Genomic DNA, 21,187 nt, shown 5'->3' with positions numbered 1-21,187 from the left:
TCGCCCGATCCACTGGCCGATTACAACGCCAAGCGGGATTTTTCCCGCACGGGCGAGCCGCGCGGCGAGGTGGGCAAGGGCCGCTCAAGGCGACGTTTTCTGGTGCAAAAACATGCCGCCAGCCGTCTGCACTACGATTTCCGGCTGGAATGGCATGGCGTGCTGCTCAGCTGGGCGGTCACCAAGGGGCCGTCGCCCGATCCGGGAGAGAAGCGTCTGGCGGTGCGGACAGAAGACCATCCGCTGGATTACGGTGATTTCGAGGGCACGATCCCGAAAGGCGAATATGGCGGCGGCACGGTGATGCTGTGGGACACCGGAACCTGGGTGCCGCAGGAGGATTTTGAACAGGGTCTGGCGGACGGCAAGCTGAAATTCACCCTGCAAGGCCAGCGGATGAAGGGCGGCTGGGCACTGGTGCGGATGCGGGGAAAACCGGGCGAGACGCGCGAGAACTGGCTGCTGATCAAGGAGCGCGACGATTATGCAGGCGATGATCCCGACGGCTTTACCAAGGGGGATGCCGTCTCGGTCAGGACGGGCCGCACGATGAAGCAGATCGCCGATGACGTACCGGCCAAGGCTCCGCCCGAGATCACCCCCGACCGGACCCGCAAGCGCCCTGCCTTCACCAAGCCGCAGCTTGCCACGCTCGTGGCCGAGGCGCCTGAAGGCGATGACTGGCTGCACGAGACGAAGTTCGACGGCTATCGCTGCCTTGCCGCGCTCGGCAAGGGCGGCACGCGGCTGTTCACGCGCTCGGGCAAAGACTGGACCGACAGGTTTCACGCGCTCGGCGGTGCGTTCGATCCCCTGCCCTGCGACGCGGCCCTGATCGACGGCGAGGTGATGGCCGCGCGTATCCGCGGCTCGGCGTTTTCCGCGCTGCAAGAGGCGCTGAAAGAGGGCTCTGCGCTGGTCTTCTTTGCCTTCGACCTGCTGCGCATCGACGGCGAGGATTTGCGCAAAACACCGCAGATCGAGCGGCGTGAACGTCTGGCACGGTTGCTGTCCGGTGTGCCGACCGGCGGCCCCCTGCGGCTGAGCGAACATATCGTCGGCAAGGGCCCCGAGGTGTTCGCCAACGCCTGCAAGGCCGGTGCCGAGGGCATCATCAGCAAACGCATTGATGCGCCCTATCGCGGCACCCGCACCAATGTCTGGCGCAAGGTCAAATGCACGCGCCGGCAGGAATTCGTGATCGTCGGCTACTCCCCGTCGGACAAGGCGGGGCGGCCCTTTGCCTCGCTCTTGCTGGCCAGCCACGAAGGCGATGCGCTGCGCTACAAGGGCCGCGTCGGCACCGGGTTTTCCGACGCGGCGATGGCCGATGTGGCGAGCGCGATGACCCCGCGCAAGACGCCCCCCTGCGAAGACGTTCCCGGCGACATCGCACGCGATGCGCAATGGGTGCGCGCCGATCTGGTGGCCGAAGTCGAATTCACGGAATTCACCAAGGATGGCTATGTCAGGCATGGCAGTTTCCTGGGTCTGCGCGATGACAAGAAGGCCCGCGATGTGCAACTGGAGGAACCGATGGAAGATGGCAGCGAAATCACCGTTCAGGGCATCCGCATCAGCAGCGCAGGCCGCCCCGTTTTCCCCGATGCGGGCTGCACCAAGGGCGACGTGGCGCGCCACTACGCGCGAGTCGGCGAACGGCTGATCGCGCTGGCGGGCCACCGGCCCCTGTCGCTTTTTCGCTGCCCGTCGGGCATCGATGCGCCGTGCTTTTTCCAGAAACACGATGGCGGCGGCATGCCCCACGAGCTGTCGCGCGTCAGTATCGAGGAAAGCGATGAAGGCAGCGCCGATTACCTCTATGCCACCCGCACCGAGAGCCTGATCGCGGCGGCGCAGATGGGCAGCATCGAGTTCCACATCTGGGGCGCACGCACCGACCGGCTGGAACGGCCCGACCGGCTGGTCTTCGATCTGGACCCCGACGAAGGACTGGACTGGTCCGATGTGCAGGATGCGGCTTTCGATGTCCGAGATGCGCTGGCGCACCTGGGTCTGCAAAGCGGCGCAATCGTCACCGGCGGCAAGGGCGTGCACGTCTGGCTGGCGCTGCGGCGCACCCGCGGCTGGAACACGGTCAAGCTGTTTGCGAAGACCTTCGCGCATGTGATGGCCGACCGCGCGCCCGACCGCTACACGGCGACGATGTCGAAATCCAAACGCCGGGGCCGCATCTTCATCGACTGGCTGCGCAATGAGCGCGGCGCGACGGCGATAGCCCCCTATTCCCTGCGCGCCCGCCCCGGCGGTCCGGTGGCCGTGCCCGTGAGTTGGGATGAGTTGAAGACACTGGACGGCGCCAACCGCTTCTCGATGTCGGACATGGCCGCGCGGCTGAAGACGGGCTGCCCCGCAGCGCAGGTGCAGGACAATCTGCAAACCCTGAGCGACAGCGTGATCGACGCGCTCCAGAGATTGTCGGAAGAATAGCTGGCATTCGTTTTTCCAGATTCGGTCCAGCAATATGTTGTCCTCCGACAACGCGCAGAGGAACCAGACGGCGCCCAGATCGCCGCAATAGATCGCCGCAACAGGCTCCGGGATAAGTTTGTCCGATAGAGGGGGTGCGAAACGACTGAACCGGCCCACCGTGCGGCGCGTTCGGTCCGAAATCCTCGACCGCCTGTTTCCGGAAGCAGGGTTGCTCCTTTCATCGTGGCGTCATCGATCAGAAGATCCTCTCCCTTATCCCCGATAAAAGCCACGCAGAATTTGCGTCATGTATCCTTCATACTTACTCTGCCATCCTCTGGGGGGATAATCAGGGCTTGCGCCCCCCCGCCGACACTCGCCAACATTGACCTGCCCTCAAAATCAGCCGTCGATCCGCGCGGCCATGATGGCAATCGCCTTTTGATAGACGCCCGCGGCGTTCCATTGCTTGATCACGGCGAAATTCGTCTGGCCTTCGCCATATCCGGCGCCGCGCTGCCAGCCCTTCTGGCTCAGGAAGTTCGCGGTCGAGGCCAGCGCGTCAGCCTGGTTGTAGAAATCCACGCGTCCGTCGCCATTGGCATCGACGCCGTAGCGCAGCGCATTGCCCGGCAGGAACTGCGTATGGCCCAGCTCGCCGTGTTTCGCGCCCTTGGTGGATCCGGTGATCGCACCGCGATCGACCAGCATCAGCGCGCCGATGGCGTGGGGTTTGAAGAAATCGGACCGCCGGCAATCATAGGCCAGCGTCGTGATGGCCGAGACGACCGAGCTGTCGCCCATGAAGCCGCCAAACCCGGTTTCCATCCCGTGTATGGCTATGATGACACCCGCCGGCACGCCAAAGCGGGCCTCGAGCGAGGCGTAGAATCCTGCGTCGCGCGCCTTGCGCTGGCGGCCCTGCGCGACGATCGTGTCCGCGCCGCGCACCTGCATGAATTTCTCCAGCGAGTAGTTGAAGGATTTCTGGTTCCGGTCCGCGGCAATGGTGCTTGAGGCATATTGCGCCTGCGCAAGCGCGTCCAATCCGCGCTGCCCGACACCGGCGCTGGCCGCCTCCTGGGCAAAGGCCGACTTCCATGCGGCAAAGCCGCCCGAATTGTTACCGCAAGGGGCCGCGGCCAAGGGGGCGGCAAAACCGGCCAACAGCGCAAAGGCCGTCGAGAGAATGGATACTGAACGCATGAAATACTCCGCTTTCTAACTGGCACATCCCGGGCGGGCGGCCGTCCTGACCATGCTGTCGCCGATTGGCCCGGCGATCAAGCTCTTTGCCGCCGGCCGGCGTAGCACAGGGGGCAAAAGACGGGCGATGTGCCGCAAAAGCGGGTATTTTGCCGCCGGCCTGCCGCATCCGGCATCAAACGGTGCGCCTCAATCCAGCACTTTCTTGACGAATTTCGACTTCAGGCCGATCTGTCCGACGCCGGGGATCTTGCAATCGATGTCATGATCGCCGGGGACCAGCCGGATACCGCGCACCTTGGTTCCGACCTTGACCACCGAGGAAGAGCCCTTGAGCTTGAGATCCTTGATCACCGTCACCGTATCGCCATCGGCAAGGATATTTCCGACCGCATCGCGCACCTGCGCACTGTCATCCGCAGCCTCGCCTTCGGCCCATTCATGGCCGCATTCGGGGCACAAAAGCAGCGCATCCACCTGGTAGGTGAACGCGGACGCGCATTCGGGGCATGGGGGAAGTGTCTGGCTCATGCCAGAGGGCTTAGCTGCATCCGGCGCAATCTGCCAGAGCAATCGGCCCTTGCCGCGCGGACGCGCTTGACCGCGGGCCGGGCGCGCGGCACATTCCGCCTTCGCCTGCCAACGCCCTGCGCCCTATCCAACGGAGCTGCCTCATGTCCGAAGATGAAAACACCCGCCACGCCGAAAAGATGCGCAAGATCAAGGCCGCGCGCGACAAGATGATGGAGACCAAGACCGAGGAAAAGGGCCTGATCATGGTTCATACCGGGTCGGGCAAGGGCAAATCCTCGTCCGGTTTCGGGATGATCATGCGCTGCATCGCGCATGGGATGCCCTGCGCGGTGGTGCAGTTCATCAAGGGCGACTGGCAGACCGGCGAGAAGATGCTGCTGCGCGAGCGTTTTGCCGATGAGTGCCGCTTTTTCGTCTCGGGCGAGGGCTTCACCTGGGAGACGCAGGACCGCGAGCGCGATATCGCCGCCGCGCAAAGCGGCTGGAAGATCGCCCGCGAGCAGATCCTCGACCCCGAAATCCAGTTCGTGCTGCTGGACGAGATCAACATCGCGCTGCGTTATGATTATCTGGACATCGACGAGGTGGTGAATTTCCTGCTGCACGAAAAACCCCGAATGACGCATGTCTGCCTCACGGGCCGCAACGCCAAGCCCGAGCTGATCGAGGCGGCCGATCTGGTCACGGAGATGACGCTGATCAAACATCCCTTCCGCGACGGGATCAAGGCGCAGAACGGGATCGAGATGTAGCGCATGGCGCGCGCGCTGATGATCCAGGGGACCGGCTCGAATGTGGGCAAGTCGATGCTGGTCGCGGGTCTGTGCCGCGCGGCGCGGCTGCGCGGTCTGTCGGTCGCGCCGTTCAAGCCGCAGAACATGTCCAACAACGCCGCCGTGACCGCCGATGGCGGCGAGATCGGGCGCGCGCAGGCGCTTCAGGCCATGGCCTGCGGGCTGGCCGCGCATAGCGACATGAACCCCGTCCTGCTGAAGCCCGAGACCGAGACCGGCGCGCAGGTGGTGGTGCAGGGCAAGCGGCTGACCAGCACGCGGGCGCGCGACTACGCTGCCTTGAAACCCACGCTGATGGGCGCGGTTCTGGACAGTTTCCGCCGCCTTGGCGCGCGGCATGATCTGGTGATCATTGAGGGCGCCGGCAGCCCCGCCGAGACCAACCTGCGCCGGGGCGACATTGCCAACATGGGCTTTGCCGAGGCGGCTGGCGTGCCGGTGATCCTGTGCGGAGATATCGACCGCGGCGGCGTGATCGCGCAGATCGTGGGCACGCAGGCGGTGATGCCGCCGGTGGATGCGGATCTGATAAAAGGCTTCATAATCAACAAGTTTCGCGGCGATCCTCGTCTTTTCGATGAGGGCTATGCGGCGATCGGGCGCATGACCGGCTGGCGCGGTTATGGTGTCCTGCCGTGGTTCGCGGAAGCCTGGCGCCTGCCCGCGGAGGACGCGCTCGATATCGCCGAGACGCCTCGGCGTGCGGGGTTTCACATCGTCTGCCTGCGCCTGTCGCGCATCGCCAATTTCGACGATCTGGACCCGTTGTCACAGGAACCGGGCGTGCGCGTCACCATGCTGCCCCCCGGCCAGCCGATCCCGGCGGACGCGGATCTGGTGATCCTGCCGGGCACGAAATCCACGCGCGGCGATCTGGCATTCCTGCGCGCGCAGGGCTGGGATATCGACCTGATCGCGCATCACCGGCGCGGCGGGCGGGTCCTGGGCATCTGCGGCGGCTACCAGATGCTGGGGCAAAATGTGGCCGATCCCGCCGGGATCGAAGGCCCGCCGGGCGAGACGCCGGGCCTTGGTCTGCTGGACATCCGCACCGTCATGGGCGGCGACAAGCAAACGACACTGGCACATGCGCGCCACGCCGCGCTGGACCTGCCCTTCGCGGGGTACGAGATCCACATCGGCCAATCGGACGGGCCCGATTGCGCCCGCCCCTTCGCCCAGGTGAACGGCCGACCGGAAGGCGCCATATCGGCGGACGGGCGCGTTGCGGGCAGCTATCTGCACGGCATGTTCGCCGATGACAGCTTTCGCCGCGCGTGGCTCGCGGCCTTGGGCGCGCAGCCGTCGGATCACGCCTATTCCGCGGGGGTGGAGGCGACGCTCGACGCGCTGGCCGCACATGTCGAGGCGCATCTGGACGTCGAGGGATTGCTCTCGCTGGCGGCGTGACGCGCCCGATCACCCCGAACGCGGCCCGCGCCCGATGACGTCGAGCGGCTGATACACGGGGCCCTGATCGGTGTTCTGATACCATGCGGTGATGTGGAAGATCTCGGCCAGCCGCTCGGGCGTCAGCACCTTCTCGGCAGGCCCGTCCGCAACCAGCCCGCCCTGCCCCAGCATCAGCACGCGCGTGCAATGCCGCGCGGCAAGGCCCAGATCATGCAGGGATACCAGCACCGATTTGCCCAAGGCCGCCAGCCGCGCGAATGTCTCCATCGTGGCGATCTGATTGGCCGGGTCCAGCCCGGCAATCGGCTCGTCCGCCATCAGCAGCGGTGTGCCCTGCGCCAGCACGCGGGCGATCAGCACGCGGGCCTGCTCGCCCCCCGACAGGCGCGTGGCGGTGCGGTGGCGCATCCCCTCCAGCTCCATCCATCCGATCGCCTCATCGACGCGGGCATGGTCCTGCGCCGTGGGGCGGCTGTAGGGGTCAAGATGCGGCAAGCGGCCCAGCATCACCAGCGTCTCGACGCTGACCGGCCAAGCAATCTCGCGCGACTGGGGCATCCACGACACGGCCTTGGCGCGCGGCCCGGCGCCCAGCTGCGCGAGCGAGCTGGTGCCGCCATGCTCGATCAGCCCGAGGGCCGCGCGCATCAGCGTTGTCTTGCCCGCGCCATTCGGCCCGATCAGGCCCACGACCTCGCCCGCGCCGATGTCGAACGACACGTCGCTGAAAATCTGGCGATTGCGCAGCCGAACCGACAGGTTCGAGACGGACATGAGGCTCATAGATCGCCCTTTCGCAGCTTGTAGATCAGATGCAGGAACAAGGGCGCGCCCACCAGCGCGGTCAGAACCCCCAGCTTCAGATCGCGCTCGGGCAGCACCATGCGCACGGCGATATCGGCGGCCAGCAGCATCACCGCACCGCCCAGCGCCGACGCCCACAGCAGGCGCCCCGGATGCGCGCCGACCAGCGGGCGCAGGATATGCGGCACCACCAGCCCGACAAAGCCGATGGCCCCCGCCACCGCCGTCCCGGCCCCCACGACGCAGGCCGTGCCCAGCACGATCACCAGCCGCAGGCGCGGCAGGCTGACGCCCATGGCGGCCGCTGCATCCTCGCCCAGCGTCAGCGCGCCCAGACTGCGCCCGACAGTGCCCAGCAGCAGCCAGCCCAGCGCCATGAAGGGCAGCGCGATCCACACATGCGTCATCGAGCGGTCCGCAAGACTGCCCATCATCCAGAACACGATCTCGTTGGCGGCAAAGGGGTTCGGCGACAGGTTCAGAACCAGCGTCGTCATCGCCCCGGCCAGCGCCGACACCGCGATCCCCGCCAGGATCAGCGTCAGCGACGCGCCTCCGCGCCCCGCCAGCGCCAGCACCAGAAGAACGCCAAGCAGCGCGCCGATCAGCGCCGCGACCGGCAGCGCCAGCGCGAACACCGCCGCAAACCCCGTCTGGATCGACAGGACCGCCCCCAGCGCGGCCGAGCTTGACACGCCGATCAGCCCCGGCTCGGCCAGCGGATTGCGCAGATACCCCTGCAGCGCCGCGCCCGACAGCCCAAGGCTGGCGCCGATCATCACCGCCAGCAGGGCGCGCGGCAGGCGGATCTGGCGCATCACCATGGGCAGCGGGCCATCGCCGCCAAGGATCAGCGCGCTCACGCTCTCGCCGATCCCCAGCCCCGCGGGCCCGATCAGCAGCGAGCCCGCGAAAAGCGCCAGCACCGCAAGCGCCAGCGCCGCGATCACGCGGCTCACGGCGTCGCTCCGGCCAGGTGGCGGCGCGCTGGCGGGCGGCAAGGCGCATCGCGCGGCACATCAAGACTATGGCGTATCATGTTGATATTCTTCCATTCGCCCGCGGGGGCAAGACCCTAACGATATGTCGTTGGAGGGGATCGCCTCCGCAGACGGTGCATGACACCACCTCTACGGAATAGCTCCGTTGACTGGACGCGCCCCGCGCCCTGACAGGGTGACGGCTGCGGCAGGTCTCCTGACTTGTGGGTCATTGCTGGCCGGGCCTTCCCACCGCGATGATCTGCGGCAGTGACATTTATCCGGCATCGCTCGCCACTTACAGTTGCGGGGGCAGCTGCGGTATTGGCCGGGTGATCAGGCCGCACCGCATTCCCTTTTAACCGGACGGCGGAACCGCCCGGACCGAAGCACGCCCTTGCTAAAGCGAATCGCGGCGATTGAAAATGCCCGATTGCACGCCCTGTTCCCCCTGGCGGGCCGCGGCGCCCAAGATGCACTGGTCAGCGCCGCGCGCCGCCGCTACGCTGGCGGCCCGGCCCGCAAATGGATGGACAGATGACCCAGCGCCTACCACAACTGCCCGCTTTCGGCGCCCTGCGCGCCGCCTTGCTGGCGCTCTGCACCGCGGCGACGATACTGCCCGCGGCGCCCGGCGCGGCGCAGACATCGCCCACCGCGCTGGAATCGGCCGCCAGCGATCCGCAAAAGGAAATCGCCGTCGCGCCCGATGTGCGCGACACCGATATCGAGGACCGGCTGGCCCGCATCCTGACCGCCAGCGGCTGGTTCGACGCGCTGGATGTCGAAGTCAGCGAAGGCATCGTGTTCATCGACGGCACCGCCGAAAACGACGAGCGCAAGGAATGGGCGCGCCAGCTTGCCCTGCGCACCGAGGGCGTGGTCGCCGTGGTGGACCGGATCGAGGTGACGCCCGACATCAGCTGGGATCTGACGCCCACATGGCGCGAGATCGAGCGGCTGGCCGAGCGCGCGCAGTGGTTCGCGCCGCTGACCTTCGCCGCCATCCTGATCCTTGTTCTGGCATGGCTTTTGTCGCGCGGCGTGGCCGCCTTGGCGCGCCGGTCGCTGCGCCGGCGCATCACGTCGCCGCTGTTGCTGAACTTCGTGGCGCGGGTGGTGTCGATCCCGGTCATCCTGATCGGCATCTATCTGATCCTGCAGATCGCGGGCCTGACCCGGCTGGCGATCACGGTTCTGGGCGGCACGGGGCTGGTCGGCATCATCGTCGGCCTTGCGTTCCGCGAGATCGCCGAGAACTCGCTGGCCAGTATCCTGCTGAGCGTTCGCAACCCGTTCCGCGCGGGCGACTGGATCCGCGTGGCCGATCATCAGGGCATCGTGCAGAACCTCAACATGCGCACGACCGTGCTGCTGACGCTGGATGGCAACCATGTGCAGATCCCCAACGCCGTCGTCTACAAAAGCATCATCGAGAACTTTTCCAGCAATCCCAACCGGCGGTCTGAATTCATCGTCGGCATCGGCTATGACGATTCGGTGCTGAAGGCGCAGGAAGTCATGATCGCCGCGCTGCGCGGCCATCCCGCCGTTCTGGACGATCCCGAGCCCAGCGCGTTGGTGGACGAACTGGGCGCGTCGACCGTCAATATCCGCGTGCAATACTGGTTCGACGGCAAATCCTATTCGATCTTCAAGGTCCGCTCGGCGGTGATGCGGCAGGTCAAGCTGGCGCTGCAGAATGCCGGTATCTCGATGCCCGATTCCGCGCGCGAGATCATCTTCCCCGATGGCGTGCTGCTGCGCCATGCGGACGCCGATGACGGCGGGGTCCAGATCGCGCCGCACGAACCCCAAGCGGCCGAGGCCGAAGAGGATGCGGCCGTCGTGTCGACCGGCGAAGGCGATCTGACCTCCGAGGCGGGCGAGCTGCAGCGACAGGCCGACGCGGCGGATCTGGCCGACACCGGCGAGAACCTGCTGGCGCCCGAGCCGGGCAGCGGCACCGGCAAGCGCTGACGGCGCGGCGACCGCTCAGATCTCGTCGATCTCGAACACCCATTCGCCTGGATCGATCCGGTTCTCGATCAGCCGCTTGATCCAGTCGTCCAACTCGTGCGGCTCGAACAGCCCGCAGCGCGCCAATGCGCGGCGCGTATCGATCTGCTCGCCCAGATATTCCAGCATCACCGCCGACGCCGCCGGCTTGCGCCCGCGCCGCATGGACGCGCCGGTCTGCACCCCGCGCAGATGGCCGGGCCGGGGCGTATAGGACGGATACAGCATCAGCTGCGTGATCGAGCTGGCCGCCAGAACGTCATGCTCGACGATGTGGATGCGGTGCCCCAGATGAAAGGCCAGCCCCTCGTATTTGCCGATGAAACGCTCGCGCAGATGTTCGGGATCGACGCCCACCTCGATATTCTTCCACAGGTGCCGGCCCTCCTTTTCCGAGATCACCGCCAGCGACCGCGTGATGCGGCCCGGATAGCCGAACGTATAGAAATACCGAAAATACCAGCCGCAATAGCGGCTCATCTCGCCCGAGGCACGGTGCAGATTCTCGATCATGTTCAGGTGATGCGGGAGCGCGGTATTGGTCTGGGACGGTTTGCGCAGCGAAATCAGGCTGGCAAAGCGCGCCGGATCCATCAGCAGCTCGGATTCGGTCACGCCGAAGAAATCGCAGATCCGCCGCATGTTGTGGCGTGACGGGCGCACCGATCCGGCCAGATACTTGTTGAATTGCTGGCGGTTGATGGCAACGCGGCGGCACACCTCGGCGATCGAGGGCAGCAGGCTGCAGGCATAGGCAAGGTTGGCGGCAAACGGGTCATCACTCATGCCGCCTATCGCATACTGACGCACAAAAAGTGTCAAGTGCTGCGTGGTTGCGAAATTGCCGGATCGCGATTCCACGCGTTTACTGGTGCCAACTTTTACTGACATACGGGCCAGAGCCATGCAGATCGTCTCCGACTATCCGCGCCGCGTGCGCGAGATCGAGCATACCGAAATCACCATGCCCGATGGCACCCGTCTGGCCGCGCGCATCTGGCTGCCCGAGGATGCGGGCAGCGCGCCGGTCCCGGCGATCCTGGAATATCTGCCCTATCGCAAGAATGACGGCACGCTCGCCCGCGACATTGCCCGCGCGCCCTATATCGCCGGGCACGGCTATGCCTACGTGCGCGTCGACATTCGCGGCTGCGGCGAATCCGAAGGCGTGATGCAGGACGAATACACCGCCTCCGAGCTGCAGGACGGATGCGACATCATCGCATGGCTGGCCGCGCAGGACTGGTGCGATGGCGGCGTCGGGATTGTCGGCATCTCGTGGGGCGGCTTCAACGGGCTGCAGATCGCGGCGCTCCAGCCGCCTGCCCTCAAGGCGATCGTGACGCTTTGCTCCACCGATGACCGCTATGCGGATGACATTCATTACATGGGCGGCACCATGCTGTGCGAGCAGATCAGCTGGGCCGCGACGATGTTCGGCTTCAACGCCAATGCGCCCGATCCGCGCCATGTGGGCGATCGCTGGCGCGGGATGTGGATGGACCGTCTGCGCGGCAGCGGCCTGTGGCTGAAGAACTGGCTGGAGCATCAGACGCGCGATGCGTTCTGGAAACACGGCTCGATCTGCGAGGATTATTCGGCCGTGCAGGTGCCGGTCTATGCCGCCTCCGGCTGGGCCGACGGGTATCCGCGCACGGTGTTCCGCCTGATGGAGAACCTCAGCTGCCCGCGCAAGGCGCTGGTCGGTCCCTGGGCGCATAAATATCCCCATATCGGCGCCCCCGGCCCCGCCATCAACTGGCTGGACGAGGAGCTGCGCTGGTGGGATCACTGGCTGAAAGGCGCCGAGACCGGCATCATGGACGAGCCGCAGATCAGGCTCTTCATGCAGGATCACGCGGCGCCACAGGGCAGCTACGAGACGCGCGCCGGCCGCTGGGTGTCCGAGCCGTCATGGCCCTCGCCCAATATCAGCCGCACGGCGTGGCACATGAGCGACAGCGGCAGCTTGCAACGCGGCGGCAGCGGCAGCGGCAGCGCCGAGATCGCCACGCCCGCGACCGTCGGCTTGCAGGCGGGCAAGTGGTGCTCTTACGCCAATCACGGCGACCAGCCGGTGGATCAGGGCCCCGATGACGAGGCCAGCGTCACCTTCCAGACCGCGCCCTTGGAGGCGGATTTCGAGATTGCGGGCGACGCCACGCTCGACATCACCTTTACCTGCGACAAACCCGTCGCGCTGATCGCCGCGCGGCTGGTCGACGTGGCCCCGGATGGCAGCGCCACGCGCGTCACCTACGGCATGCTGAACCTGACGCACCGTGACAGCCACGAGACGCCCGAGCCGCTGGTCCCCGGTCAGACATACAGCGCGCAGGTGCCGCTGAAACACGTGGCGCAAACCCTGCGCAAGGGGCATGTCCTGCGCCTTGCGCTGTCGAACACCTATTTCCCCATGGCATGGCCCGCGCCGGAGCCGGCGACGCTGACGCTCGATCTGGCGAAATGCACGCTCACCCTGCCGGAGCGCAGCGGCACCGACGGGGATCTGCGCGATCTGGGCACGCCCAGGGCCGCCCCGCCGCTGGAGGTGGAGATATTGGCCAAGGGCGGCTTTGACTGGCAGGTGGAGCGCACGGGTCAGGGCGGCGCGCGGGTGACGATCACCGATGATGACGGCACGTTCCGCATCAAGGACAATGATCTGACCGTCACCGCCAAATGCACCGAGACCTACGCGCTGGAAAACGCCGCCGACCACGCCCCGACCGCGCAGATCACATGGCACCACGCCATGCAGCGCGGCGACTGGTCCGTGCGGACCGAAACCGAAACATATGTGACCAGCACCGCAGACGCCTTGCGCATTCGTGCAAGCCTGCGCGCGTGGGAAGGTGATACACTGGCCCATGAACAGGACTGGGACGAGACGATTCCGCGCGATCACGTCTAGAGTCTGCCGACATCAATGACGGGCGCACATGAGGCGCACCGCACCCAAAAACCAAGGAGGATCAATACCATGAAAGACGAAGTTCACACCATCACCCTCGGCCGGCGCGGCTTCCTGCAAGGGGCCGCCGCCGCAGGGCTTGCCGCCGGCACCATGCCGCTGGCCAATGCGCTCTATGCGCAATCGGGCAGCGTGCTGCGCGCCTTTTCCTACGCCGATATCGACAAGCTGGACCCCGGTTTCTACCAGAACGGCTATAACGTCGACGTGATGAACTGCATCTATTCCAAGCTGGCCCGCTACAAGCCGGGCCGCGAATGGGAGATCGAGCTGGAGGCCGCCGAGGAGCTGGAGCAGATCGACGACACGAATATCCGCTTCAAGCTGAAGCCGGGCATCATGTTTTCGGGCGGCTATGGCGAGATGACGGCCGAGGACGTCAAATTCTCCTTCGAGCGCGTGCTGGAGCATGACAGCCCCGTCAAGGGCGACTGGGGCCCGCTGCAATCTGTCGAGCTGGACCCGGACGACAAATACGCTGGCACAATCGTGCTGGAAAAGCCGTTCCAGCCGCTCTGGACCATCACGATTCCCTACGGCGTGGGCCATATCGTGTCGAAAAAGGCCGTGATGGAGGCCACCGAGGATGGCAGCGATTTCGGCATGGAGCCGCCCGCGTTCTCCGGCCCCTACATTCTGGAGGAATGGAAGCCCAACCAATACGTCAAGATGGTGCGCAACCCCGACTATTCCGGCGATCTGAAGCCCGGCTATGACGAGATCCGCATCATCCCGATGGACGATGAAAAGGTCGCCGAGCGCGCCTATGAGGCCGGCGATCTGGACTATACCGCCATCAGCCTGTCCAGCCTTGAGAACTACAAGGCGCGCCCGCCCAAGAACACGGTGATCGAGGAATATCCGTCGCTCTATTACGTCTGGGTCGGCATGAACGTCGAGAACGAGACGCTGAAGGACGAAAACCTGCGCAAGGCGATCCAGTATGCGATCAACGTGCCGCAGATCATGGATGCCGCCTATTTCGGCGCGGCAGAGCCTTCGACGGGCCTGATCGCGCCGGGCCTGATTGGCCATCGCGAGAAATCGCTGGTCCCGCCCGAGGGCGATCTGGACAAGGCGCGCGAGTATCTGGAAAAGGCCGGCGGCGCGCCGTCGCAGCCGCTCACCATCGACACGCTCAACGCCACCACGTGGAAGACCATCGCCGAGGTCATCCAGGCGCAGCTGGGCCAGATCGGCATCCAGGTGCAGGTCAACGTGCAGGACAGCGGCTCTTTCTGGACGCTGGGGATGGAGAGCGAGGGCGACCGCTGGAAGAAAATGCAGCTTGTCATCAACCGCTTTTCGATGATGCCGGACCCGTTCTATGCGACCACGTGGTTCACGACCGAGCAGGTCGGCGTCTGGAACTGGGAGCGGTTTTCCAACCCCGAATTCGACAAGCTTCACGAGGCCGCGCTGAGCGAGAGCGACAAGGACAAGCGCGGCGACATGTATCGCCAGATGCAGGACATGATGGAGGAATCGGGCGCCTACCGGTTCCTGACCCATGAGGGCAGTCCGGTCATGTTCCGCGATGATCTGGAGCCGGCGCTGCGCCCCGATGCGCGCCCGCTCTACCTGGGCTTCAAGCCCGCGTAAGCATCTGAAACGGCGCCCGGCCCCGCATCCGGCGGGGCCGCGGCACCCCCCGGCCGCGCGCCCCGCGCGGCGCAGCAAAGAGGCCGCGCAACCATGGCAATCTATGCACTCCAAAGGGTTTTTCTGTCGGCGCTGATCATCGCCGTTGCGGTGACGCTGCTCAACGTGATGCTGCACCTCGTGCCGGGCGATCCGGCGGTGATGGTGCTTGGCCCGCGCGCCACGCCCGAACTGATCGAACGCACCCGCGAGGCGATGGGGCTGGACCGGCCCTTTGCCATCCAGATGATGACGTTCTTCGGCAACCTGCTGCGCGGCGACATGGGCACGGACGTGTTCACCGGCCGCTCCGTCACCACCATCGTGATGGAGGCGCTGCCCTACACGCTGTCGCTGATTTCGGTCTCGATACTCTGGGCCGCGGCCATCGGCATCCCCTTGGGCGCCTATTCGTCGATCCGCCGCAACACGTGGATCGACCGCGTCACCGGCGTGCTGTCGGTCGGCACCATTTCCATTCCGTCCTTCGTCATGGCCCTTTACGGCGTGCTGATCTTTGCGGTCTGGCTGGGGTGGCTGCCCGCCATCGGCGCGGGCGAGGGGCTTGGCGACCAGATCATCCACCTGATCCTGCCGGCCTTCGCCGTCGGCGTCTCCTGGGTGGGTTATATCGCACGCATCGTGCGCGCCTCCATGCTGGAGGTCATGGGCGAGAGCCACGTGCGCATGGCGCGCGCCTTCGGTCTGACCGAGCGGCGCATCACCCGCGCCTACGTGCTGCGCATCGCGGTGCTGCCGGCCGTCACGCTGATCGGCGCGGGCGTGGCGCATCTGTTTTCCGCCGCCGTCTTTGTCGAGGTGATCTTTGCCCGCCCCGGTATCGGCGCACTGATCGTCGCGGCGGTGAACGAGCGGAACTATCCCATCGTCCTTGGCGCGGTGCTGATTACCACGGCGATCATCGTGCTGGCGACGCTGATTTCGGATCTGGTGATCGCGTGGCTCGACCCGCGCCAGCGCGAGGGGCTGTGACATGACCGAGACCGCCACCTACAAATCGCCCTCCGCCTTGCGGATCTATCTGGGCCAACTGGCGCAGAATCCGATGGGCCTGATGGGGCTGATCCTTGTGCTGATCGTCGTCGGCACCGCGATTTTCGCGCCGTGGCTGGCGCCCTATGATCCCAACCAGATCATGCTGGGCCCGCGCATGGGCAGCCCGTCGGCGGCGCATTGGCTGGGCACCGATCATCTGGGCCGCGATCTGCTGAGCCGGGTGATCGCGGGCGGGCGCATTGCCATGCTGGTGGCGGTCGCCACGCTGGGCGCGGCGATGACCATCGGCCTCGCGCTGGGGCTGATCGCGGGATACGGGCCGAAATGGCTCGATAACATCCTCTTGCTGGTCTTCGACGCGATCCGCTCCTTTCCGGTGATCGTCTTCGGCCTTGCCGTGGTCACGCTGATCGGCCCGTCGCTTTATACCGTGATCCTTGTCGTCGCGATCACGTCGATCCCGATCTATGCGCGCATCGTGCGCACCCAGACGCAGACGCTGCGCAGCGCCGAGTTCATCCTTGCCGAAAAGGCCATGGGCGCCAGCACCTTCCGCATCCTCGGTCTGCATGTGCTGCCCAACGTGCTTGGCCCCCTTCTGATCCTTGCCAGCATGGACGTGCCCATGGTGATCGCGACCGAGGCGGGGCTCAGCTTCCTCGGAATGGGCGTGCGCCCGCCCGCGCCCTCGTGGGGCACGATCCTGAATGACGGCTACAACTTCATCCGCAATTCGCCCTGGCCGGTCATCGCCGGCTCGGTGCCGATCATCCTTGTCACGCTCGGCTTTACCTTCCTTGGCGAGGCGCTGCGCGACATCTTCGACCCCAAGCTGAGGCGCAACCTATGACCGACGCCCCCCTTTTGCAGGTCCGCGATCTGTCGATCGATTTCGGCACCCCGCGCGGGCGGCTGCACGCGCTGCGCGGCATCAACGTGGACGTGCCCAAAGGCCGCATCATGGGCCTTGTCGGCGAAAGCGGCTGCGGCAAGTCAACGCTGGCCTATGCCCTGTCGGGCCTGCTGGCAGGCAACGGTCAGGTCACCGGCGGGGCGATCCTGATGGACGGGCAGGACGTCACCAAGATGAGCGACCGGCAGCTGCGCGACATGCGCGGACAGCGCGTTTCGATGATCTTTCAGGATCCGATGACGGCGCTTAACCCGGTCATCACCATCGGCCGGCAGATGCTGGATATCCAGTATCGCGACCCCGGCACAAGCGCCGAGAAACGCGCCCGCGCCGCCGCAATGCTGGACCGCGTCGGCATCCCCGACGCCGCCGCGCAGCTTGGCTCCTATCCGCACCAGTTCTCGGGCGGCATGCGCCAGCGCGTCTGCATCGCGATGGCGCTGCTGACCAAGCCCGACCTTCTGATCGCGGACGAGCCGACGACGGCGCTGGACGCCACGCTGGAGGTGCAGATCATCGAGCTTTTGCGCGAGCTTCAGCAGGAGATCGGCTGCGCCATCGTGTTCGTGTCGCATCATCTGGGCACCGTGGCCGAGCTCTGCGACGACGTGACCGTGATGTATGCCGGCGAGGTGGTCGAGCAGGGCGATGTGCGCAGCGTCTTTCACGCGCCCGCCCATCCCTACACGCAGGCGCTGCTGGAGTGCGATCCGGCCCGCATCAAGGAGGCGACGCGCCATCTGCCCACCATCGCGGGCACATTGCCGGACCTTGTGAACGTGCCGGAAGGGTGCATCTTTGCCCCCCGCTGCGCCCATGCCTGGGACCGGTGCCGCGCCGAGCATCCCGCGGCCCGCCGGGCGAGCGCGCATCACACCGCCGCCTGCCATCTTCTGGATACGGAGGCCCGGACATGAGCGCCCTTCTGGAGGTCGAGAACCTTTGCATCCGCTATCCGTCGATGGGCCGGGTGCGCGCCGCGCTGACCGGGGCGGAGCGTGAATTCGACGCGGTGGCTGGCGTGTCCTTCACGCTCGACAAGGGCCAAACGCTGGGCCTTGTGGGCGAAAGCGGGTCGGGCAAGTCCACCGTCGCGCGCACGCTGATCGGGCTCAAGCGCGCCCATTCGGGCACCATCCGCTTTGACGGGCAGGACATCACGCAGGCCGGGGCGCGCGAATATGCGCGGCTGCGGCGCGAAATGGCGATAATGTGGCAGGATCCCACCGGCTCGCTCTCGCCGCGCCTGACGGTCGGCAGCCTCGTGACCGAGCCCTTGCGCATCCACGGCAAGGGCGGCGACATGCGCGCCGAGGCCACGCGCCTGCTGGAGATGGTCGGCCTGCCCGCGCATTTCGCCTCGCGCTTTCCGCACCAGCTGTCAGGTGGTCAGGCGCGCCGCGTGGGCGTGGCGCGCGCGCTGGCGCTGGACCCGCGCCTGATCATCGCGGACGAGCCGACGGCGGGCCTTGATATGTCCGTGCAGGCCGAGGTGCTGAACCTTCTGGCCGAAATGCAGGCGCGTCTGGGCATCGCGATCCTTGTCATCACCCACAATCTGAACGTCGTGCGCCACATCACCGACCGCATGGCTATCATGTATCTGGGCCGCTTCGTCGAGCAGGGACCGACGGACCGCATCTGGTCCGCGCCCTGCCATCCCTATACCGAGGCGCTGCTGTCGGCCAACCCCGAGCCGGACCCCGATGCCGCCCGCGCGCGCATCACCCTGGAGGGCGAGATGCCCAGCCCGCGCAGCAGGCCCGCCGGGTGCGAATTTCATGGCCGCTGCCCGCGAGCGCGCGAGATCTGCGCGAGCGAGGCGCCCGACGTGTCCCGGCAGACGCCCGACCACGCCTATACCTGCCACTTCCCGGTCTGCACGGACGCAAGCGGCGGGTAAACGCCGCGCGCCGCGGCAGCCGCAAGTCGGCCCTCCTTTCCCGCGACCTTCAGGCATGTAGTCGCGCCGCCCCCCATCCGGGCGGCCATCCGTGCGGCTGCGCGGCCCCTTGTCGTTTTTTGGGGAACAAACTGCGCCCGTCCTGTCTTGTCTAAACAGTCACAGCTTTGTGAGTCCCAACAAGATCGAGGAAGACATGTACGGAATTTTTTACCTCATCGGATTGATCGTGGTGATCCTCGCCATCCTCAATCTCGCATTCTGATCATCAGGAGAGCCCCCATGACGAAATCCAACGCACCCAACGACGATATCAAGCAAAAGGCCAAATCCGCCGCCGAGGATCTGGGCAGCAGCGCGCGCGATACTGCGCAGGACGCCGCCAGCGCCGTTCGCGAAGAGGCGATGCGCCGCGCCGACAGCGCCAAGTCGGGCGTCGCCGACGAAGTCTCGGACGTGGCGTCGGGCCTGCGCAAGGCCGCCGAGGACATGCGCAGCGGATCGCCGCAGGAGCGCACGATCGGCCAGATCGCAGGCGGGCTGGCGGACATGTCCGAAGCCATCCGCGACAAGGATCTTGGCGAAATGGCCGGCGAGCTGAGCGATTTTGCCAAGCGCAATCCGCTGCTGTTCATCGGCGGCATCGCGCTGGCCGGGTTTGCCGCCACGCGCTTTGCCACCGCATCGGCGCGCCGCGATGATCGCGGCAACACGCAGGACGGCGATGACCGCGCGCCCTACAGCGCGCGCAACACGGCGCAGGCGGATGTTCAGACCGCCTCGGGCGTTCACGCGCGCACCCGCCCCGGCGGCGCGGCAGGCACACCCGCCACGCCCCGCACACCCGGCACCGCAGGAGGTACATCATGAGCGATGCGAACAACAAATCCGTAACCGACATGCTGGGCGAGGCGCTCAACCACGTCAGCGCGCTGGTGCGCAAGGAAGTGGACCTGGCCCGCGCCGAGATGTCGGAGAACCTCAACAAGGCGGCGGTGGCGCTCGGGCTGATCGTGGGCGCGGTCATCATCGCCCTCACGGCGCTGAATGTCCTCTCCGCGGCGCTTGTCGCCGCCCTGACCGAGGCCGGGATCGATGCGGGCTGGAGCGCGCTGATCGTCGGTGCGGTCCTGGCCATCATCGCCTTCGTCATGGTCGGCAAGGGGGTCAATGACCTCAAGCTGTCCAGCCTCGCACCGTCGCGCACGACCAAGAACGTCAAGCGTGATGCACATGCCATAAAGGATGCCTACGATGACAAATGATACCCGTTCCCCCGAAGACATCGAGCGCGAGATCGAGCGCGAACGCGCCGGGCTGCGCGATTCCATCGACGGATTGCAGAACCGCCTGTCCTTTGACGGCATGTTCCAGCAATTCGGCGATCAGGTGCGCGAACATGGCGGCGATTTCGGCCGCTCGGTGGCGCAATCGGCGCGCGATAATCCCGTGGCGCTGGCGCTGACCGGTGTCGGCCTTGCATGGCTGATGTTCGGCAACAATCGCAAGGCGTCCGGCTATGATGATCGCTACAGCGCACCGCGAGACCGCCGCGATTTCGACGAGGACGTGCCGCAATACGCAGCCCGGCGCGGCGCCAGCTATACCGGCCCCAAGACAGCAGCCCGGCAGGTAGGAGCCCGCCAGACAGCGGACCGCCCGAACCCCGGACAGCCCGCATGGGCGCGCGACTGGGACCGCGGCGAGCTGGAGGGCAGCCACCACGGCGGCCCTTCGCTGGGCGCGCGCGTGTCCGAGGCCAGCTCGCATGTCGGCGATCACGTCCGTGATGCGGCAAGCGGCGCGCGCGACGCTGTCGCGTCGAGCTCGTCCAGCGCGGCGGATGCCGTCTCGTCCGGCGCCGGCAAGGCCGCCGGCACCGTCCGCGACGCGGTGCAGGGCGCCGCCGATACCGCCAGCAGCGCCGCGCAAAGCGTGCGCGACGCCGCGGGCAATGTCTGGAGCAGCGCCGCGCATCATGCCGACGCCGTGCAGCGCCGCCTGAGCGAGGGCACCGAGCATCTGTCCGAAGAGGCGCGCGAGCGCATCGCCGCGGCCCGCGCCCGGGCCATGGACGCGCGCGACGCGGCGGCGCGGCGGCTCAACCGCGGGGCCGATCAGGTCGCCGATTTCTACGAAGAGCATCCGCTTGTCGTGGGCGCGCTGGCCTTTGCCGTGGGCGCGGCCGTCGCGGGCGCCTTGCCGCGCACGCGGCTTGAGGACGAATATGTCGGCGAATACAGCGACGATCTCTATGACGAGGCCGAGCGCATCTACCACGAAGAGGTGGAAAAGGCGCAGCGCGTCGCCAAGGCCGGCATCGACGAGGCCAAGAATGTCGCGTCGGACCTGCAAGGGGACGCGGCCGATGCAACCGATGCGGCCGCCCGCAAGGCCAAATCCGCAGCGGACCGCGTCGCGGGCGCCGTGAAGGACAAGGCCGAGGAGGAAAACCTCGGCGACGTCAAGAAAGACAGCTGAGCAGCCTGTCAGCATGCATTCAGGGCGGCCCGGTGATGCCGGGCCGCCCTGCCCCATATCTTCGTAGCAGGAGCG

The 21,187-nt window shown here is 66.4% G+C and carries 18 protein-coding genes and 1 riboswitch; of the genes, 13 read left to right on the top strand and 5 right to left on the bottom strand.

The features are described from left to right. A partial coding sequence (ligD, locus tag DC366_RS06315; RefSeq protein WP_243405050.1) for a DNA ligase D occupies window positions 1–2,451 on the top strand: 2,451 nt, incomplete at its 5' end. 384 nt (window positions 2,452–2,835) lie between these two features. On the opposite strand, the gene DC366_RS06310 is transcribed toward ligD, so the two are convergent. Together DC366_RS06310 and DC366_RS06305 are read right to left on the bottom strand one after the other, a co-directional pair. Continuing rightward, on the bottom strand, window positions 2,836–3,639 hold the full coding sequence (locus DC366_RS06310; RefSeq protein WP_108691320.1) for a lytic murein transglycosylase: 804 nt from the start codon (window positions 3,637–3,639) through the stop codon (window positions 2,836–2,838). 189 nt (window positions 3,640–3,828) lie between these two features. After that, a complete protein-coding gene (locus tag DC366_RS06305) occupies window positions 3,829–4,170 on the bottom strand; it encodes a zinc ribbon domain-containing protein YjdM (RefSeq protein WP_108691319.1) in 342 nt (113 codons plus the stop codon). A gap of 143 nt (window positions 4,171–4,313) precedes the next feature. Here DC366_RS06305 and cobO point away from each other — a divergent pair, with 143 nt between their 5' ends. Beyond that, window positions 4,314–4,925, top strand: coding sequence for a cob(I)yrinic acid a,c-diamide adenosyltransferase (gene cobO, locus DC366_RS06300; RefSeq protein ID WP_108691318.1), 612 nt, complete (start codon window positions 4,314–4,316; stop codon window positions 4,923–4,925). Between the two features lie 3 nt (window positions 4,926–4,928). After that, window positions 4,929–6,377 (top strand): cobyric acid synthase, encoded by a 1,449-nt coding sequence (locus DC366_RS06295; RefSeq protein ID WP_108691317.1) that lies wholly within the window; start codon window positions 4,929–4,931, stop codon window positions 6,375–6,377. A gap of 9 nt (window positions 6,378–6,386) precedes the next feature. Here the strand turns inward: DC366_RS06295 and DC366_RS06290 are convergent, their stop codons facing one another. Beyond that, window positions 6,387–7,163 (bottom strand): ABC transporter ATP-binding protein, encoded by a 777-nt coding sequence (locus tag DC366_RS06290; protein ID WP_108691316.1) that lies wholly within the window; start codon window positions 7,161–7,163, stop codon window positions 6,387–6,389. After that, window positions 7,160–8,143 carry a FecCD family ABC transporter permease gene (locus tag DC366_RS06285; RefSeq protein ID WP_108691386.1) on the bottom strand — a complete coding sequence of 328 codons (984 nt, stop codon included), beginning with the start codon at window positions 8,141–8,143 and terminating at the stop codon, window positions 7,160–7,162. The genes DC366_RS06290 and DC366_RS06285 overlap by 4 nt, the downstream gene beginning before the upstream one ends. Window positions 8,144–8,354: 211 nt before the next feature. Next, window positions 8,355–8,568, bottom strand: a riboswitch (cobalamin riboswitch). Between the two features lie 133 nt (window positions 8,569–8,701). Here DC366_RS06285 and DC366_RS06280 point away from each other — a divergent pair. Continuing rightward, window positions 8,702–10,144 (top strand): mechanosensitive ion channel family protein, encoded by a 1,443-nt coding sequence (locus tag DC366_RS06280; RefSeq protein ID WP_165802857.1) that lies wholly within the window; start codon window positions 8,702–8,704, stop codon window positions 10,142–10,144. 15 nt (window positions 10,145–10,159) lie between these two features. Here DC366_RS06280 and DC366_RS06275 read toward each other — a convergent pair whose 3' ends face one another. Beyond that, on the bottom strand, window positions 10,160–10,969 hold the full coding sequence (locus tag DC366_RS06275; protein ID WP_165802856.1) for a helix-turn-helix domain-containing protein: 810 nt from the start codon (window positions 10,967–10,969) through the stop codon (window positions 10,160–10,162). Between the two features lie 118 nt (window positions 10,970–11,087). On the opposite strand from DC366_RS06275, the gene DC366_RS06270 reads away from it, so the two are divergent. From DC366_RS06270 to DC366_RS06230, 9 genes are all read left to right on the top strand, one after another. Continuing rightward, window positions 11,088–13,097 carry a CocE/NonD family hydrolase gene (locus DC366_RS06270; protein WP_108691313.1) on the top strand — a complete coding sequence of 670 codons (2,010 nt, stop codon included), beginning with the start codon at window positions 11,088–11,090 and terminating at the stop codon, window positions 13,095–13,097. 69 nt (window positions 13,098–13,166) lie between these two features. Further along, window positions 13,167–14,759 carry an ABC transporter substrate-binding protein gene (locus tag DC366_RS06265; RefSeq protein WP_108691312.1) on the top strand — a complete coding sequence of 531 codons (1,593 nt, stop codon included), beginning with the start codon at window positions 13,167–13,169 and terminating at the stop codon, window positions 14,757–14,759. 93 nt (window positions 14,760–14,852) lie between these two features. Beyond that, window positions 14,853–15,791 carry an ABC transporter permease gene (locus DC366_RS06260; RefSeq protein ID WP_108691311.1) on the top strand — a complete coding sequence of 313 codons (939 nt, stop codon included), beginning with the start codon at window positions 14,853–14,855 and terminating at the stop codon, window positions 15,789–15,791. A 1-nt stretch (window position 15,792) separates the two neighbouring features. Continuing rightward, window positions 15,793–16,665: an ABC transporter permease gene (locus DC366_RS06255; protein WP_108691310.1), complete on the top strand. Its 873-nt coding sequence runs from the start codon at window positions 15,793–15,795 to the stop codon at window positions 16,663–16,665. Then, window positions 16,662–17,645: an ABC transporter ATP-binding protein gene (locus DC366_RS06250; protein WP_108691309.1), complete on the top strand. Its 984-nt coding sequence runs from the start codon at window positions 16,662–16,664 to the stop codon at window positions 17,643–17,645. The genes DC366_RS06255 and DC366_RS06250 overlap by 4 nt, the downstream gene beginning before the upstream one ends. Continuing rightward, on the top strand, window positions 17,642–18,631 hold the full coding sequence (locus DC366_RS06245; RefSeq protein WP_108691308.1) for an ABC transporter ATP-binding protein: 990 nt from the start codon (window positions 17,642–17,644) through the stop codon (window positions 18,629–18,631). The genes DC366_RS06250 and DC366_RS06245 overlap by 4 nt, the downstream gene beginning before the upstream one ends. A gap of 282 nt (window positions 18,632–18,913) precedes the next feature. Then, window positions 18,914–19,501 (top strand): hypothetical protein, encoded by a 588-nt coding sequence (locus DC366_RS06240; protein ID WP_108691307.1) that lies wholly within the window; start codon window positions 18,914–18,916, stop codon window positions 19,499–19,501. Further along, the gene (locus DC366_RS06235; protein ID WP_108691306.1) at window positions 19,498–19,896 is read left to right on the top strand and encodes a phage holin family protein; all 399 of its coding nucleotides are present in this window, start codon (window positions 19,498–19,500) and stop codon (window positions 19,894–19,896) included. Before DC366_RS06240 ends, DC366_RS06235 begins: the two co-directional genes overlap by 4 nt. Next, on the top strand, window positions 19,886–21,112 hold the full coding sequence (locus DC366_RS06230) for a DUF3618 domain-containing protein (RefSeq protein WP_108691305.1): 1,227 nt from the start codon (window positions 19,886–19,888) through the stop codon (window positions 21,110–21,112). Before DC366_RS06235 ends, DC366_RS06230 begins: the two co-directional genes overlap by 11 nt. Window positions 21,113–21,187: the final 75 nt, after the last annotated feature.

The organism is Pelagivirga sediminicola, from assembly GCF_003072125.1.
GTDB lineage: Bacteria > Pseudomonadota > Alphaproteobacteria > Rhodobacterales > Rhodobacteraceae > Roseovarius > Roseovarius sediminicola.
The sequence above is the reverse complement of the archived record's forward strand: the minus strand, read 5'-3'. Positions and strand labels throughout refer to the sequence as shown.